Source organism: Erythrobacter sp. BLCC-B19 (assembly GCF_028621955.1).
Classification (GTDB): domain Bacteria; phylum Pseudomonadota; class Alphaproteobacteria; order Sphingomonadales; family Sphingomonadaceae; genus Erythrobacter.
In genome coordinates this window covers 287,336-302,938 of record NZ_CP117516.1, presented here as the reverse complement: position 1 = coordinate 302,938, position 15,603 = coordinate 287,336, and the positions used below count along the sequence as shown (strand labels likewise).

The window sequence follows — 15,603 nt, the reverse complement described above, 5'->3', positions numbered from 1 at the left end:
CGCAAGGGGCCGGCCCCAATCCTGCTGGCAATGTTCCGCATCCGAGGACTTACGTGACCGATATCGCCCGCCTGACCCAGCTGATCGAACCCGAAGCCACTGCGCTCGGGTTTGAATTGGTGCGCGTGGCGTTTCTGCCGTCCGAGGCAGGCGACGGCGGCATGGCGCTCCAGATCATGGCGGAAGACCCGGCCACCGGGCAGTTGGTGATCGACCAGTGTGCCGCGCTCTCGCGCCGCGTTTCGGACGTGATCGACGCGGCCGAAGAAGCGGGCGAGGAGCTTATCGAAGGCGCGTATCACCTCGAAGTCTCCAGCCCCGGCATTGACCGTCCCCTGACCCGCGACAAGGACTTCGTGAACTGGGCCGGGCACGAAGTCCGGATCGTGATGGACAAGGGCTTCGCCGGTCAGCGCGTCAACAAGGGCGTGCTCGGCGGGCTTGAGGGTGATATGGTGCTGGTCAAGGAAGTGAAGGCGGGCGAAGTGGCTCTCCCGCGCGACCAGATCCACAGCGCCAAGCTCGTCCTCACCGACGCACTTATCGCCGCCACCCGCCCGCTCGATACCAGCGGTGTGGACGAACTTATCGAAGACCAAGATTCCTCTGACACAGAAGAAAAGGCAGACGACTGATGGCCAGCGCCATTTCCGCCAACAAGGCTGAGCTTCTCGCAATCGCCAACGCGGTCGCTTCGGAAAAGATGATCGACAAGGCGATCGTCATCGAGGCGATGGAAGAAGCGATCCAGAAATCCGCGCGCAACCGCTATGGCGCGGAAAACGACATCCGCGCCAAGCTCGATCCGCTGACCGGCGATCTGACGCTGTGGCGCGTGGTCGAGGTGGTCGACGTGGTCGAGGACTACTTCAAGCAGGTCGATCTGAAGCAGGCCGAAAAGCTCCAGCCCGGTGCCAAGGTCGGTGACTTCATCGTCGATCCGCTGCCCCCGGTCGATCTCGGCCGCATCGACGCGCAGTCGGCCAAGCAGGTGATCTTCCAGAAGGTCCGCGATGCCGAGCGCGAGCGTCAGTTCGAGGAATTCAAGGACCGTCAGGGCGAAGTCATCACCGGCGTGATCAAGTCGGTCGAGTTCGGCCACGTGATCGTCAACCTCGGCCGCGCCGAAGGCGTGATCCGCCGCGACCAGCAGATCCCTCGCGAAGCCGCCCGCGTGGGCGAGCGTGTCCGTGCGCTCATCACCAAGGTGGAGCGCAACAATCGCGGCCCGCAGATCTTCCTCAGCCGCGCGCACCCCGACTTCATGAAGAAGCTGTTCGCGCAGGAAGTGCCCGAAATCTACGACAACATCATCGAGATCAAGGCCGCCGCCCGCGATCCGGGCAGCCGCGCCAAGATCGGCGTGATCAGCCGCGACAGCTCGATCGACCCGGTCGGCGCCTGTGTCGGCATGAAGGGCAGCCGCGTGCAGGCGGTGGTGCAGGAACTGCAGGGCGAGAAGATCGACATCATCCCCTGGAGCGAAGACACCGCGACCTTCGTCGTCAACGCGCTCCAGCCCGCCACGGTCAGCCGCGTCGTGCTTGACGAAGATGATGGCCGCATCGAAGTGGTGGTGCCCGACGATCAGCTGTCGCTGGCCATCGGCCGCCGCGGCCAGAACGTGCGTCTGGCGAGCCAGCTCACCGGCCACCAGATCGACATCATGACCGAGGAAGAGGCTTCCGAGAAGCGCTCCAAGGAATTCGCCGAGCGTTCGAAGATGTTCGAGGAAGAGCTCGACGTCGACGAAACCCTCTCGCAGCTGCTGGTGGCCGAAGGCTTCGCCGAGCTGGAAGAAGTCGCTTACGTCGACCTCGCCGAACTCGCGAGCATCGAAGGCTTCGACGAGGAACTGGCCGAGGAACTCCAGAGCCGTGCTCTCGAAGCGCTCGAGCGTCAGGAAGCCGCGCACCGCGAAGTGCGTCGTGGCCTCGGCGTCGAGGATGCCCTCGCCGAAATCCCGCACCTTACCGAAGCGATGCTTGTCACGCTCGGCAAGGCGGGGATCAAGACCCTCGACGATCTGGCCGATCTCGCCACCGACGAGCTGATCGCCAAGAAGCGCGAAGCGCCGCGCCGCCGGAACAACACCGACGGCCCGCCGCAGCGTCGTCCGCAGCGCGAAACCGACAAGGGCGGCGTGCTGGGCGAATATGGCCTCAGCGAAGAGCAGGGCAACGAGATCATCATGGCCGCGCGTGCGCACTGGTTCGAAGATGAACCTTCCGAGGAGGCCGCCCATGCGGACTCCACCCAATGAGCGCCTGACGTCCGACATCGCTGAGCCGTCGCTTTCCGCTGCTGCGGGGAGCGAGCGGCGCTGTATCCTCTCCGGGGAGACCTCGGCGCGGGATGGGCTGGTGCGTCTGGCGATTTCGCCGGACGGGTTGGTGCTGCCCGACGCTGCGGCCAAGGCGCCGGGGCGTGGTGCGTGGATCGGCGTAACCCGCGCGGAGCTTGAACAAGCGCTGGTCGAGGGCCACCTGAAAAAAGCGCTGATGCGCGCCTTCAAGGGAGCGCCGCTCTCGATCCCCGATGATCTTCCCGCAAAGGTTGAGGCGGCGCTGGCGCGGCACCTTGGCGACCGGCTGGGGCTGGAACTGCGCTCGGGCAATATCGTGCTGGGTTCGGCCCGGATCGAGGAACAGGCCCGCGGTGGCCGGATTGCCGTTCTGCTCCACGCCTCCGATTCGAGTGCGGATGGTCGGCGCAAGCTCGATCAGGCCTGGCGGGTCGGCACGGATGCCGAAGGCACAGGCGCGCGCGGCCAAGTCTTGCCCCTAGACCGCACCGCGCTGTCTGTGGCATTGGGCCGCGACAACGTGGTCCACCTGGGGGTTGCCGGCCATCCCGGCGATATGCGCGCGGCAGCCCGTGTGCTTCAGGCGGTCAATCGGCTGGTGCATTTTGCCGGGCATGACGGGACGAACGCGACGCAAGAGACAGGCCGGGGCACACCCGGCAACGCCGACCTGCTGCATGGCGGGCCTGCGACTATTGATGAATACGTGAAGGACTGACGAGCGATAATGAGCGACGACAACGACAACCAGCGCATCCGCAAACCCCTGGGCCTCAAGCGCTCGGTGGATGCGGGCGAGGTCAAGCAGACCTTCAGTCACGGCCGCACCAACAAGGTGGTGGTCGAGGTGAAGCGTCGCCGCGTGCTCGGCAAGCCGGGCGAAGCGGCTCCGCCGCCCCCGCCGCCGCCACCTCCGCCGCCGCCGGTTGCCGAGGCTCCCCGCCCGGCTGCCCCGCCGCCGCGCCCTGCGCGTCCGGCGCCCGCGGGCGAAACTCCGCAGGAGCGCGTCAAGCGCCTCCAACTTGAGGCCGAAGAAGAGCGCCTGCGCCTTGCCGAGGAAGCCCGCAAGCGCGAGGAAGCCGAGGCCCGCGAGCGTGAGGAAGAAGAGCGCCGCCGTGCGGAAGAAAACCGCCGCGCCGAAGAAGAGGCCGAGCGTCAGCGCGCGGCAGCTGCCAGCGCCCCGTCAGAACCTGAAGCCGCCGCTGCACCTGAAGCCCCGGCTGTCGCCCCTGAGGCCGCACCTGCGACCCCGGCTGCCAAGGCCGATGCGGCCGTTCCTGCCGCACGCCGCTTCACGCCCGTCGAGCGCCCGGAGCCCAAGCGCCCCGCCGCGGTCGAAGCCAAGCCCAAGAAGAAGGACGACAAGCGCGCGGCCCCTGCCGATGAAGGCAAGGACAACCGCCGTTCGGGCAAGCTCACCGTCACCCGCGCGCTCAACGAGGACGAAGGCCGCCGCGCCCGCAGCCTCGCCGCATTGAAGCGTGCCCGCGAGAAGGAACGCCGCGGGCAGGGCGGGCCGTCGAAGCCGCGCGAAAAGCAGGTGCGCGATGTGGTCGTCCCCGAAGCGATCACCGTCAGCGAGCTTGCCAACCGCATGGCCGAGAAGGGCGCCGACCTCGTGAAGGCGCTGTTCAACATGGGCATGATGGTCACGGTCAACCAGACCATCGATCAGGACACCGCCGAGCTGCTGGTCGAGGAGTTCGGCCACAACATCACCCGCGTCTCGGCGAGCGATGTCGACATCGACACCAGCGCTGACGAGGATCCCATCGAAACGCAGGTTCCGCGTCCGCCGGTGGTCACGATCATGGGCCACGTCGACCACGGCAAGACCAGCCTGCTCGATGCCCTGCGCGGCACCGATGTCGTGAAGGGCGAGGCCGGCGGCATCACCCAGCATATCGGCGCCTACCAGATCACGACGAAGGACAAGCAGAAGATTACCTTCCTCGACACCCCCGGTCACGCCGCCTTCACCGAAATGCGGATGCGCGGGGCGAATGTCACCGACATCGTCATTCTGGTGGTCGCGGGCGATGACGGGCTGATGCCGCAGACCATCGAGGCGATCAATCACACCAAGGCGGCCGGCGTGCCGATGATCGTGGCGATCACCAAGTCGGACAAGGCGGAATTCAACCCGCAGAAGATCCGCGAACGTCTGCTCGAACACGAAATCGTGGTCGAAGCCATGTCGGGCGATGTGCAAGATGTGGAAGTCTCCGCCAAAACCGGTGCAGGGCTCGACAAGCTGATCGAAGCGATCGGGCTTCAGGCCGAACTGCTCGAACTCAAGGCCAGGCCCGACCGCGATGCCGAGGCGACCGTGATCGAAGCCCAGCTCGACAAGGGCCGCGGGCCGGTTGCGACCGTGCTCGTCACCCGCGGGACGCTCAAGCGCGGCGACACCTTTGTGGTCGGCACGCAGAGCGGCAAGGTGCGCGCGATCGTCGACGACAAGGGCCAGCAGCTCAAGGAAGCCGGCCCCTCGATGCCGGTCGAAGTCCTCGGCCTTGGCGGGGTGCCGTCTGCCGGCGACAACCTCACCGTGGTCGAGAACGAGCAGCGTGCCCGCGAAGTTGCCAAGTACCGTCAGGAACTCGCGACCGAAAAGCGCACGGCGCTGGCGCCGACCAATTTCGACACGATGTTCAACAACCTCGCCTCCAACGTCATCGAATTCCCGGTGGTGGTGAAGGCGGACGTGCAAGGCTCGGTCGAAGCGATCGTCAACGCGCTCCACAACCTCTCGAACGACGAGATCAAGGTGCGCGTCTTGAACGCGGGCGTCGGCGCGATCACCGAAAGCGACGTGCTGCTGGCGGGTGCATCGAAGGCGCCGATCATCGGCTTCAACGTCCGCCCCAACGCCAAGGCGCGCGACCTGGTGAAGCGCGACGGGGTGCGGATGATGTATTATGACGTCATCTACCACCTCACCGATGCGATCGCCAAGGAGATGGCGGGCGAGCTCGGGCCGGAGCGGATCGAAACCGTGGTCGGCCGCGCAGAGGTCAAGCAGGTCTTCCCGGCGGGCAAGAAGGACAAGGCGGCAGGGCTCCTGGTTCTGGAAGGCGCGATCCGCAAGGGTCTGTTCGCGCGTCTCACTCGTCAGGACGTCATCGTCTCGGCCACCAAGATCGCCTCGCTGCGGCGCTTCAAGGACGACGTGGACGAAGTGCGCGCCGGTCTCGAATGCGGCGTGGTGCTGGAAGACACCAACGACATCAAGCCGGGCGACAACCTCGAAGTCTTCTCGGTCGAGGAGCGTGAGCGGACGCTGTGAGCCGCCTAGAGGAGGTGTCGCATGGGAGAGTATGAACCGGGAGAGGGCTCATGGGTCCAATCCCCCCATACCGCGCTGCTGGGTTCCGAGTTCGTCAGATTCGACGAGGCGACCCAGACGGCGACCATGCGCTTCACCGTCAAGCGCGAGGTTTGCACCTGGCGCGGGGGCGTGCAGGGCGGGCTGGTGGCCGGTTATCTCGATGATGTGATGGGCTATGCCTATGTCGCGGCCACGGGCGGCGTCATGGCGCCGCTTAACCTCGACATTTCCATGAGCCTCATCCGTCTGATCCCCGAGGGCGCGACCATCATCGGCACCGGCCGGGTGGTGAAGGCGGGCCAGCGCGTGGTGTTCCTTGAAGGCGAGTTGCGGGGCGAGGACGGGACGATCTACGCCCGTTCCACCAGCACCGCGATCCCGACCCCGCGCCCGACGCCCGAAGTCACGGGGCTTGAGCGCTGATGGCCAAGCAACCCTTCACCGCCGAACAGCAATCCGTGCGCGTCCTCAAGGTCGGGGAGCGGGTGCGGCATATCCTGTCGGAACTGCTCGCGCGCGGCGAGGTGCATGACGATGTGGTGAGCGCTTCGCACATTTCGGTGACGGAAGTGCGCATGACCCCCGATCTGCGCCATGCGACCGCTTACGTGAAGCCGCTGCTTGGCGCAGCCGATGACGATATCGTCCACGCCTTGCGCCAGAACACCGCCTTCCTCCAGCGTGAGGTCGCCCAGCGATTGGGCCTCAAATTCGCGCCCAAGCTCAAGTTCCGCAAGGACGAGAGCTTTGCCGAAGCCGACCGGATCGAGGCGCTGCTGCGCGACCCCAAGGTGCTGCGCGATCTTGAGGACGAGGAATAAGCCTCGTCACTGCGCTCCTCGCAATCACGAAAATCGGACGCTAGCGCGGCACCATCCGCGCTTTCAGGGTGATGTCGACCTTGTTGCCGACGATCAGCTGATAGGCCTTCATCCCGAAGTCCCGACGGTCGATCGTCGTCGTGCCGGTAAAGCTGACCGGCTTGCCCGCCTGCGCAATCGGATCGGCGGTGAAGGTCACCACGAGGCTCGCCGGACGGGTGACGCCGCGCGCGGTGAGCTCGCCCGAGACGGTGCCCTTTGTCGGGCTGGCGAGCTTCAAGGATCGGCCGACGAAGCGGATCGTCGGGTATTTTTCGACCCAGAAGAACTTCTCGCCGCGCAGACGTTCCAGCGTGACGCTGTCGGGCGCTTCGATTGCGGTCGCATCGAAGGTGACGTCGATCAGCGCCTTCTCGGGCGCGCCGGGAACGATGGTGACCGCGCCTTCCATCCGCGGGAAGCGCGCCGTCTTGCTGGCCAGCCCGAAGAACGGCACCTTGGCTGCAACATTGCTCGCGGAGGCATCGAGCGTGTAGCGCAGCGGCGCGCTCGCCGCCTGGGCAAGCGCCGACAGCCCCAGCAGGGCCAGCAAAACAAGGCGGAGAAGGGCGGGGCGCATCATCATTGCAATACCACTACGCATGACCTGCGCAAAAGGTTCAAACCGGCGCTCGCTCCAAAGACGCTGAAAGGATAGGGACGGGCGATGGCCAAGCTCTATTTCTACTATGCCAGCATGAACGCAGGCAAATCCTCGCACCTGTTGCAGGCCGATTTCAATTATCGCGAGCGGGGGATGCGCACCATGCTGTGGACCGCCGCGCTCGACAGTCGTTCGGGCGGGCTGGTGAAGAGCCGCATCGGGCTGGAGAGCGAGGCGCACAAATTCCATCCCGACACCGATCTTTGGTCGACCATCAGCGCCGCGCACAAGGTGGAGCCGCTCGATTGCGTGCTGGTGGATGAGGCGCAGTTCCTTGGGCCTGAGCAGGTGTGGCAATTGGCGCGGCTGGCGGACGAGGGCGGTATTCCGGTGCTGTGCTATGGCTTGCGCACGGATTTTCAGGGGGAACTGTTCCCCGGATCGGCGGTGCTGCTGGGGATTGCGGATGCCTTGGTGGAACTCAAGGCCGTGTGCCATTGCGGGCGCAAAGCGACGATGAACCTGCGGGTCGATGCCAGCGGTGCGGCGGTCCGCCAAGGCCAGCAGACCGAGATCGGCGGGAATGACCGCTATGTCGCGCTGTGCCGCAAGCATTTCTCCGAGGCTCTCAGGGGATGAGTGGGCCGCTGTCAGGCTGGCTGATCCTCGACAAGCCGCGCGGCATGGGTTCGACGCAGGGCGTTGGCGCGGTCAAGCGGGTGCTGCGCCAGAACGGCTATGCCAAGACCAAGGTCGGCCACGGCGGGACGCTCGATCCGCTCGCCGAGGGCGTGCTGCCGATCGCGCTCGGTGAGGCGACCAAGCTTGCCGGGCGGATGCTGGATGCGAGCAAGATCTACGAGTTCACCGTGCAGTTCGGGCAGGAGACCGACACGCTCGACACCGAAGGGCCGGTGATCGCCACCAGCGATGTGCGCCCGACGCTGGCGCAAGTGGAGGCGATGCTGCCGCGGTTTACGGGGCCGATCGAGCAGGTGCCGCCGGCCTACTCCGCGCTCAAGGTCGATGGCCAGCGCGCCTATGATCTGGCGCGCAGCGGGCAGGCGGTGGAGCTGAAGTCCCGCAGCGTGACCATTCACGCTCTCACCGTTCGCCCTGAGCCTGTCGAAGGGCTGCACTTTTCTTCCGAAGTGAAGAGCAGGGCTTCGACAAGCTCAGGGCGAACGGAACTGGAAAGCATTACCCTGGAAGCCCACGTCTCCAAGGGCACCTATATCCGCTCCCTCGCGCGCGACATCGCGCACGCTCTTGGCACCTGCGGCCATGTCACCTATCTGAGGCGCATCAAGGCAGGCCCGTTCCATGAAGCCCAAGCGATTTCGCTGGACAAACTGGAGCAAACCGCTAAGGGCGCAGGCCTTGAACACCTCCTCCTGCCGTTGGAGGCAGGGCTGGACGACATCCCGGCCCTAAGCCTCGACCAGACAAGCGCGCAGGCGGTCCGACAGGGCCGGGTGCTGTCTGGAATGCCCCAATCATCCGGGCTCTACCTTGCGAAACTGGGCTGCGTCCCGGTCGCGCTGATGGAAATATCGGATGGGACGGCCACGGTCGTCAGGGGTTTCAACTGTCCCGATGTCGCTGAGTAGAAAGAGAATATTATGTCGGTGACCGCCGAAAAGAAGCAGGAAGTTATTGCCTCGAACGCCCGTGATCCCAAGGACACCGGCAGCCCGGAAGTTCAGGTCGCGATCCTCACCGAGCGCATCCGCAACCTCACCGAGCACTTCAAGGATCACCACAAGGACAACCACTCGCGTCGTGGCCTGCTGATGATGGTCAACAAGCGTCGCACGCTGCTGGCCTATCTCAAGAAGAAGGATGTCGAGCGCTACAACGCGCTGATCCAGAAGCTGGGCCTGCGTAAGTAAGAGTTTAGCGGGAAGGGCGGCTCAAAGGGCCGCCTTTCTTGCATTTGGGGCTAGCGGGCATCCGGCCTGCACCGCCCCGGGGCCAGACCAGTGCCCCGCACCGGACCGGGACGGTTCTTTCCCCGGCACATGAGGCCCCGCCCGGCAATATGGCCGCGCGGGTCAGAAGGAAAATCAATGTTCGACACGAAAACCGTATCGCTGGAGTGGGGCGGAAAGACCCTCACTCTGGAAACCGGGCGCATTGCCCGTCAGGCCGATGGCGCCGTTCTGGCCACCTATGGCGAAACCGTGGTGCTGTGCGCCGTGACCGCCGCCAAGAGCGTCAAGGAAGGGCAGGACTTCTTCCCGCTCACCGTCCACTATCAGGAAAAGTTCTCGGCTGCCGGCCGTATCCCCGGCGGCTTCTTCAAGCGTGAACGCGGCGCGACCGAGAAGGAAACGCTCACCAGCCGCCTGATCGACCGTCCGATCCGTCCGCTGTTCCCCGAAGGCTTCTACAACGAGATCAACGTGATCGCGCAGGTCCTGTCGTTCGACGGCGAGACCGAAGCGGACATCGTTGCCATGATCGCCGCGTCGGCTGCGCTGACCATCTCGGGCGTGCCCTTCATGGGCCCGATCGGCGCCGCGCGCGTCGGCTATGTCGATGGCGAATACACGCTGAACCCGAAGCAGGACAAGGCGCTCGCTGAAGGCCGTCTCGACCTCGTGGTCGCCGCGACCGACAAGGCCGTGATGATGGTCGAATCCGAAGCCAAGGAACTGACCGAGGAAGAAATGCTCGGCGCTGTCATGTTCGCGCATGACGAGATCCGCAAGGTGATCGGCGCGATCGTCGAGCTGGCCGAGAAGGCCGCCAAGGATCCGTGGGACATCGACGTCAGCGACAACACCGCCGACATCAAGGCGAAGCTCAAGGAACTGGTCGGCGCCGATATCGCCGCAGCCTACAAGCTCACCGACAAGTCGGCGCGTTCGAACGCGCTGAACGAGGCGCGGGCCAAGGCCAAGGCGGCGTTTGCCGACGAAACCCCGCAGACCCAGATGGTCGCGATCAAGACCATGAAGAAGGTCGAAGCGGACATCGTGCGCACCGCCATCCTCAAGGAAGGTTCGCGCATCGATGGTCGCAAGCTCGATCAGGTGCGTCCGATCGAAGCGATCGTCGGCTTCCTGCCGCGCACCCACGGCTCGTCGCTGTTCACCCGCGGCGAGACTCAGGCGATCTGCACCACCACCTTGGGCACCAAGGACAGCGAGCAGATGATCGACGGGCTCGAAGGCCTCAGCTATTCCAGCTTCATGCTTCACTACAACTTCCCGCCCTATTCGGTCGGTGAAGTGGGCCGCTTCGGCGCGCCGGGTCGCCGCGAAGTCGGTCACGGCAAGCTCGCCTGGCGCGCGCTGAACCCCGTGCTGCCGAGCAAGGAAGACTTCCCCTACACGATCCGCGTTCTCAGCGACATCACCGAGTCGAACGGCTCGTCCTCGATGGCGACCGTGTGCGGCGGCTGTCTGTCGATGATGGACGCAGGCGTGCCGGTGAAGGCGCCTGTCAGCGGCATCGCGATGGGCCTGATCCTCGAAGGTGACGAATTCGCCGTCCTCTCGGACATTCTGGGCGATGAAGACCACCTCGGCGACATGGACTTCAAGGTTGCCGGGACCGCCGAAGGCATCACCACGATGCAGATGGACATCAAGGTCGCCGGCATCACGCAGGAGATCATGGCCAAGGCGCTCGAGCAGGCCAAGGCCGGCCGTCAGCACATCCTCGGCGAAATGGCCAAGGCGCTGACCGGTGCCCGCACCGAAGTCAGCAAGCACGCGCCGCGCATCGAGACGATCCAGATCGACAAGTCGAAGATCCGTGACGTCATCGGCACCGGCGGCAAGGTGATCCGCGAGATCGTCGCCGAAACCGGCGCCAAGGTCGACATCGACGATGAAGGCGTAATCAAGATCTCGTCTTCGAACCTCGACGAGATCGAAGCGGCGAAGAAGTGGATCCTCGGCATCGTCGAGGAAGCCGAAGTCGGCAAGATCTACAACGGCAAGGTCGTGAACATCGTCGATTTCGGCGCTTTCGTGAACTTCATGGGCGGCAAGGACGGTCTCGTCCACGTCTCGGAAATGCGCAACGAGCGGGTCGAGAAGCCCACCGATGTCGTCTCCGAAGGCATGGAAGTGAAGGTCAAGGTCCTCGAGATCGACCAGCGCGGCAAGGTTCGCCTGTCGATGCGCGTCGTCGACCAGGAAACCGGTGAAGAGCTGGAAGACACCCGTCCGCCCCGCGAACCGCGCGAACCGCGCGGTGATCGTGGCGACCGCGGCGATCGTCGTGGCCCGCGTGGCGGCGGCGACCGTGGGCGCGGCGGTGATCGCGGCGGTCGCGGTGGTGACCGCGGCGGGCGCGAGCGTGACAGCGGCCCGGCGGGTCTGCCTGACTTCCTGAAGGACTAATCGCCTCAAACGAGGTATGAACAAGAGGCCGCCCGGAGCGATCCGGGCGGCCTTGCTTTTGGATTTTGAAGACCATGCTCCAGCGCGAACTGATCGACACCGCCCAGATCGAGGATGGCGTCCTCCTCGAACTCTATACCCATGCCGGTCACTTCATGATCGTGATGGGCCGCAACGAGCTGATGAGCACGCGGATGCGGTTCTCGGAAGAGCAGCTGGCCGATCTCACCATCGACCGGCTGGGCAAGGACAATGCGCGTATCCTGATCGGCGGCTACGGGATGGGCTTCACCTACCGGGCAGCGGCGGCCAAGCTGGGGCAGAAGGCGCAGATCGTGGTCGCGGAGATTTCCGAGGCGATCATCGATTGGGCCAAGGGGCCGATGGCCGCGCTGACGGGCGAGGGTCTGTCGGACCCGCGGCTCGACCTCAAGATCTGCGATGTCGCTGCGCTGATCGACGATGCCAATGACGGCACCTGCGCCAAGTTCGATGCTATCCTGCTCGATGTCGACAACGGTCCCGACGGGATCGTGCGCGATGCCAACAACCGCATCTATTCGCGCACCGGGCTTGCCAAGGCGAGAGACGCGCTGAAGCCGGGCGGCATCCTCGCGGTGTGGTCAGCCGGGCCAGACCCTGCCTTCCGCAAGCGGCTCTATGATACGGGGCTGACGGTGACCGAATGGAACGTTCGATCGCGCCCGAACAATAAGGGCGCGCATCACATCATCTGGTTCGCTCAGAAATCATAGATCAGCGTCACGCGGCTGAGCGTGTCAGTCTGCACCGCGCCGGGGGCCGGGTTGCTGTCATATTCGACCGCATAGGAAAACCGCGCCTTCAGCTTGCGCGCGATGGCCGCGTCGAGGCCGGTGATGATGTCGATCGAGGTATTGCGCGAATCGATGATCGCAATCGCCGATCCGCCTGTTTCTGCCACCGCATTGGTATCTTGCGTCAGCTTCAGGCGTTCGGTCAGGTTCCAGTCGAAATCGATCCCCACCAGTCCGGCAATGCGGCTTTCGCTGCGGCCGTCGGTGAATTCGGTCACGCGGTAGGCCGGTCCCGCTTTCAGCGAAAGCTGCACCGCGTCGGATTTGAGCGCCTGGTATCCCATCCCGCCCGAGATCGCGTAGCGCGCATCAAAGCCCTGAAACTGGTCGCGTTCATACTGCGCGAGGGCATAGACATAGAAATTGTCTGAGACATTCACGTTGGGTTCGTAACGCGCCAGATATTGCTCGCGCGTGGTCACGCCGCTGTTGCGCTGGTAATCGACCCGGCCGGTGAAGCGATGGCGCCAGTCGATCCCCTGTCGGTCGAGCGTCAGGCTGGCGGTTAGCCCGGTGTTGTTGGTGTTGCCGGTGGCGCGGAAGCCCCCCAATTCACCCTTGCCGCTCCAGTTTTCGAACAGCCCGGCGGTGCGGATCTGCTCTTCCTTCGCCTTGGCTTCTGCCTCGTGCTTGGCCACCATCTTCGCCTCGAAAACAGCGACGATGGCGTTGATCTCGTCGATGTCGGCAGGGTTGGTGGCGCGGGCAAGATCGGCGACGACGCGCACTTTGGCTTCATCGCCCGTGGCTATCGCAGCATCGATCATGGCCCGCACGGGTTCGGGCAGCTCGGCGTGGGCAGGGGCAGACGTCGCAAACCCCGCCAAAATGGCTGCAAGGATGATGCGCCGCCATTTGCTCGTGCCTGCCATGTTAGCGCTCCCTTTGCCTCCTTACCCCATAGCGGGCAGGGCGGAGCGAGGGCAAGGCCTGTCCACAGAGCGCCTCGCCAACTCCGCCCGGTGCTCCTCCGCGAGCCTTAACGCACGCGCGGGCCGCCGAAGGGCAGCGGCGGCGGCGGGCGGCGCACGCCGCGCGGGAGCTGCGCCTGATAGGCACGTCCGCAATGCTCGACGCAATAGGGGAAACCGGGGTTCACCGGCTCGCCACAGAAGTGGAAATCGGGCTCGCCGGGATGGCCCATCGGCCAGCGGCAGACCTTGTCCGACAGATCGAGCAGGCTGGTCTTGCCGGCGATCTCGGGGCTGGGCTTGGCCGGCACGAGGCGGCGCGGCGGTGCGGGCGGGATCGGCGCCTGCTGATCGCCCGGGCCTTGCCTGAGGAAACCGCCGGGGCCGACCGAGACGATCTTGGGCAGGTTCTCAGCGGGCATCGGCTGCGAAGGCGCTGCGCTCTCGCCAGCGGGCTCGGCGCGCGGGGCGGGCGCAGGGCTGCGCGGGGCGGGACGTTCGGAAGCCTCGACCGGCGCAGCGGCACGTTCGGCAGGTTCGGCGCGCGGTTCGACCGGGCGCGGAGCGGGCGCGGGCTTCTTGGCCGGAGCGGCCGCCTTCTTCTTCTCGTTGGCCTTCACCGGAGACGGGCGCGCCTTCAGGCCGAGGCGGTGCGCCTTGCCGATCACTGCGTTGCGGCTGACGCCCCCCAGCTCGGTGGCGATCTCGCTGGCGGTTGCGCCGCCTTCCCACATCTTCTTGAGCGTTGCGATGCGCTCGTCGGTCCAACTCATATGTTCTACCTGTTCTGTGTGTCCGGCCCCGGGCCGGATGGCGGTGTGCTTGTCAGGGGCGCATCAGCGGCCTAGGCACCATCGCCATGGCCGACAACGCATCTGCAAACCCTTTGCCCAATGCCGCTCCCGTGAATGAAATGACGGCTGATGACAAGACCGGCGGGAGCATCCGATTCTCCCCGCGCGCAGTCCCGACTATCACCGGGATCAATCGCGTTGGGCTTTCGGCCCTCTATATGAAGGAGGTGCGCCGGTTTCTCAAGGTGCAGACGCAGACGATCTGGGCGCCGGCCTTCACGACGCTGCTGTTTCTCGTGATTTTTACCGTCGCGCTGGGGCGGGAAGGGCGAACGGTGCTGGGGGTGCCTTTTGCGACCTTCGTGGCGCCGGGGCTGATCGTGATGGCGATGATGCAAAACGCCTTCGCCAATTCAAGCTTCTCGCTGCTGTCGGGCAAGATGCAGGGGACGATCATCGACCTCCTGATGCCGCCGCTGTCGTCGGGCGAGTTGATGGCAGGGATTCTTGCCGCCGCCGTGACACGGGCGATTGCTGTGGGTTTCACAGTCGCGCTGGCCATGGCGCTGTGGCCGGGCGTGTCGCTGGGTGTGGCGCATCCCTGGGCGGTGGTGTGGTTTGGGCTGATGGGATCGCTGATGCTGGCGACAGTGGGCCTTGCGACCTCGATCTGGGCCGAAAAGTTCGATCACAACGCCGCCGTCACCAACTTCATCATCGCCCCGCTCTCGCTGCTGTCGGGGACCTTCTACGTGATCGAGAACCTCCACGGCGCGTTCCAGACCATCAGCCGGTTGAACCCGTTCTTTTACGTGATCTCGGGCTTTCGCTATGGCTTTCTCGGGCAGAGCGACATCGGCGGGGCGGATCATGTGCTGGCAGCGGCGGCAGGTCTGCTGGCGCTCAACCTGGCGCTGGCGGCGGGGGTCTATGCCGTGCTGCGCAGTGGGTGGAAGCTCAAGAGCTGACCACGCCCGCAGCGCCGGTCGCATTCGTGCCGCGGGCTGGCCTTGCGGCGATCCGGTCGAGCGCTGTCTGTGCTCCGATGACATCGGCGACGAGACCGATCGTGAAGAAATCGGTCTGCCGGTCACCGTCGCTGTCGCGCCCGATCTTCACCGCAAGGTTGAGTGTGCCTGATCCATCGCGCAATTCGCGACGCTCGACGAGGCCGATCCGGTCGGCCGGCAGCGTCGTGACCGCAAGCTCCCGCCCGAGGCTGAGCTTGAGCGCCCGCCTGTCGGTCACGACATAGAGCACCCGTCCGCGCTCGACCAGAGGCACAAAGGGGCGCGAGAGCATCCACAGGCCCACAGCAATGAAGGGCAGGCCGAACAGCGGGAAGGCAATGCCGACCAGGCCGATCTCGGACACTGAGATCGCGCCGGCCGCCAGCACGGTCCACATCACCGAAAAGGCCGTCCAGGGAATGGCAAAGACATAGGTCAGGAACAACCGGCGCTCGATCCGGCCAAGCTGCCAGCCATGCCATTGCACCGCCTCGTCGGGATGCAGTTCGCGCTCCAGCGCCAGCCGTAGCCGGGCCATATGCGCATTGTCGGATTGCCCCGCGTCGACCATTCCCCCAGTATAACCGGGGAAGG

The 15,603-nt window shown here is 65.2% G+C and carries 16 protein-coding genes; 12 read left to right on the top strand and 4 right to left on the bottom strand.

The annotated features are described in order from the left end of the window. Positions 1-53 precede the first annotated feature (53 nt). Genes rimP through rbfA form a run of 6 tightly spaced genes read left to right on the top strand, consistent with a single transcriptional unit; the run spans position 54 to position 6,457 of the window. Positions 54-635 carry a ribosome maturation protein RimP gene (gene rimP / locus PS060_RS01240; protein WP_273984930.1) on the top strand — a complete coding sequence of 194 codons (582 nt, stop codon included), beginning with the start codon at positions 54-56 and terminating at the stop codon, positions 633-635. Next, on the top strand, positions 635-2,263 hold the full coding sequence (gene nusA / locus PS060_RS01235; RefSeq protein ID WP_273984929.1) for a transcription termination factor NusA: 1,629 nt from the start codon (positions 635-637) through the stop codon (positions 2,261-2,263). The genes rimP and nusA overlap by 1 nt, the downstream gene beginning before the upstream one ends. Continuing rightward, entirely contained in the window at positions 2,244-3,023 is a 780-nt protein-coding gene (locus PS060_RS01230) for a DUF448 domain-containing protein (protein WP_273984928.1), read from the top strand. The genes nusA and PS060_RS01230 overlap by 20 nt, the downstream gene beginning before the upstream one ends. 9 nt (positions 3,024-3,032) lie before the next feature. After that, complete coding sequence (gene infB, locus PS060_RS01225; RefSeq protein WP_273984927.1) at positions 3,033-5,594, top strand: translation initiation factor IF-2; 2,562 nt, start codon at positions 3,033-3,035, stop codon at positions 5,592-5,594. Between the two features lie 21 nt (positions 5,595-5,615). Continuing rightward, entirely contained in the window at positions 5,616-6,059 is a 444-nt protein-coding gene (locus PS060_RS01220) for a PaaI family thioesterase (protein ID WP_273984926.1), read from the top strand. Further along, positions 6,059-6,457 (top strand): 30S ribosome-binding factor RbfA, encoded by a 399-nt coding sequence (gene rbfA / locus PS060_RS01215; RefSeq protein ID WP_273984925.1) that lies wholly within the window; start codon positions 6,059-6,061, stop codon positions 6,455-6,457. Before PS060_RS01220 ends, rbfA begins: the two co-directional genes overlap by 1 nt. A gap of 40 nt (positions 6,458-6,497) precedes the next feature. On the opposite strand, the gene PS060_RS01210 is transcribed toward rbfA, so the two are convergent. After that, positions 6,498-7,049 (bottom strand): YceI family protein, encoded by a 552-nt coding sequence (locus tag PS060_RS01210; protein ID WP_273984924.1) that lies wholly within the window; start codon positions 7,047-7,049, stop codon positions 6,498-6,500. A gap of 114 nt (positions 7,050-7,163) precedes the next feature. On the opposite strand from PS060_RS01210, the gene PS060_RS01205 reads away from it, so the two are divergent. The 5 genes from PS060_RS01205 (at position 7,164) to PS060_RS01185 (ending at position 12,213) form a co-directional block, all read left to right on the top strand. Then, entirely contained in the window at positions 7,164-7,739 is a 576-nt protein-coding gene (locus PS060_RS01205; protein WP_273984923.1) for a thymidine kinase, read from the top strand. Beyond that, the gene (gene truB / locus PS060_RS01200; RefSeq protein ID WP_273984922.1) at positions 7,736-8,710 is read left to right on the top strand and encodes a tRNA pseudouridine(55) synthase TruB; all 975 of its coding nucleotides are present in this window, start codon (positions 7,736-7,738) and stop codon (positions 8,708-8,710) included. Before PS060_RS01205 ends, truB begins: the two co-directional genes overlap by 4 nt. A 12-nt stretch (positions 8,711-8,722) precedes the next feature. Then, on the top strand, positions 8,723-8,992 hold the full coding sequence (gene rpsO, locus PS060_RS01195) for a 30S ribosomal protein S15 (protein WP_066524809.1): 270 nt from the start codon (positions 8,723-8,725) through the stop codon (positions 8,990-8,992). A gap of 177 nt (positions 8,993-9,169) precedes the next feature. Then, positions 9,170-11,458 carry a polyribonucleotide nucleotidyltransferase gene (gene pnp / locus PS060_RS01190; RefSeq protein WP_273984921.1) on the top strand — a complete coding sequence of 763 codons (2,289 nt, stop codon included), beginning with the start codon at positions 9,170-9,172 and terminating at the stop codon, positions 11,456-11,458. A 74-nt stretch (positions 11,459-11,532) separates the two neighbouring features. Beyond that, the gene (locus tag PS060_RS01185) at positions 11,533-12,213 is read left to right on the top strand and encodes a spermidine synthase (RefSeq protein WP_273984920.1); all 681 of its coding nucleotides are present in this window, start codon (positions 11,533-11,535) and stop codon (positions 12,211-12,213) included. Here PS060_RS01185 and PS060_RS01180 read toward each other — a convergent pair. Next, positions 12,201-13,166, bottom strand: coding sequence for a DUF481 domain-containing protein (locus PS060_RS01180; RefSeq protein WP_273984919.1), 966 nt, complete (start codon positions 13,164-13,166; stop codon positions 12,201-12,203). The genes PS060_RS01185 and PS060_RS01180 overlap by 13 nt on opposite strands. A 107-nt stretch (positions 13,167-13,273) precedes the next feature. Continuing rightward, on the bottom strand, positions 13,274-13,978 hold the full coding sequence (locus PS060_RS01175) for a GcrA family cell cycle regulator (RefSeq protein ID WP_273984918.1): 705 nt from the start codon (positions 13,976-13,978) through the stop codon (positions 13,274-13,276). A gap of 140 nt (positions 13,979-14,118) precedes the next feature. On the opposite strand from PS060_RS01175, the gene PS060_RS01170 reads away from it, so the two are divergent. After that, entirely contained in the window at positions 14,119-14,967 is an 849-nt protein-coding gene (locus PS060_RS01170; RefSeq protein WP_273984917.1) for an ABC transporter permease, read from the top strand. On the opposite strand, the gene PS060_RS01165 is transcribed toward PS060_RS01170, so the two are convergent. Then, entirely contained in the window at positions 14,957-15,580 is a 624-nt protein-coding gene (locus PS060_RS01165) for a hypothetical protein (RefSeq protein ID WP_273984916.1), read from the bottom strand. The genes PS060_RS01170 and PS060_RS01165 overlap by 11 nt on opposite strands. Between the last annotated feature and the right edge of the window lie 23 nt (positions 15,581-15,603).

Excerpts from the sequence above, each read along its gene's own strand:
- nusA (WP_273984929.1), top strand. The coding sequence starts at position 635 with ATGGCCAGCGCCATTTCCGCCAACAAGGCTGAGCTTCTCGCAATCGCC.
- PS060_RS01230 (WP_273984928.1), top strand. The coding sequence starts at position 2,244 with ATGCGGACTCCACCCAATGAGCGCCTGACGTCCGACATCGCTGAGCCG.
- infB (WP_273984927.1), top strand. The coding sequence starts at position 3,033 with ATGAGCGACGACAACGACAACCAGCGCATCCGCAAACCCCTGGGCCTC.
- PS060_RS01220 (WP_273984926.1), top strand. The coding sequence starts at position 5,616 with ATGGGAGAGTATGAACCGGGAGAGGGCTCATGGGTCCAATCCCCCCAT.
- rbfA (WP_273984925.1), top strand. The coding sequence starts at position 6,059 with ATGGCCAAGCAACCCTTCACCGCCGAACAGCAATCCGTGCGCGTCCTC.
- PS060_RS01205 (WP_273984923.1), top strand. The coding sequence starts at position 7,164 with ATGGCCAAGCTCTATTTCTACTATGCCAGCATGAACGCAGGCAAATCC.
- truB (WP_273984922.1), top strand. The coding sequence starts at position 7,736 with ATGAGTGGGCCGCTGTCAGGCTGGCTGATCCTCGACAAGCCGCGCGGC.
- rpsO (WP_066524809.1), top strand. The coding sequence starts at position 8,723 with ATGTCGGTGACCGCCGAAAAGAAGCAGGAAGTTATTGCCTCGAACGCC.
- pnp (WP_273984921.1), top strand. The coding sequence starts at position 9,170 with ATGTTCGACACGAAAACCGTATCGCTGGAGTGGGGCGGAAAGACCCTC.
- PS060_RS01185 (WP_273984920.1), top strand. The coding sequence starts at position 11,533 with ATGCTCCAGCGCGAACTGATCGACACCGCCCAGATCGAGGATGGCGTC.
- PS060_RS01180 (WP_273984919.1), bottom strand. The coding sequence starts at position 13,166 with ATGGCAGGCACGAGCAAATGGCGGCGCATCATCCTTGCAGCCATTTTG.
- PS060_RS01175 (WP_273984918.1), bottom strand. The coding sequence starts at position 13,978 with ATGAGTTGGACCGACGAGCGCATCGCAACGCTCAAGAAGATGTGGGAA.
- PS060_RS01170 (WP_273984917.1), top strand. The coding sequence starts at position 14,119 with ATGACGGCTGATGACAAGACCGGCGGGAGCATCCGATTCTCCCCGCGC.
- PS060_RS01165 (WP_273984916.1), bottom strand. The coding sequence starts at position 15,580 with ATGGTCGACGCGGGGCAATCCGACAATGCGCATATGGCCCGGCTACGG.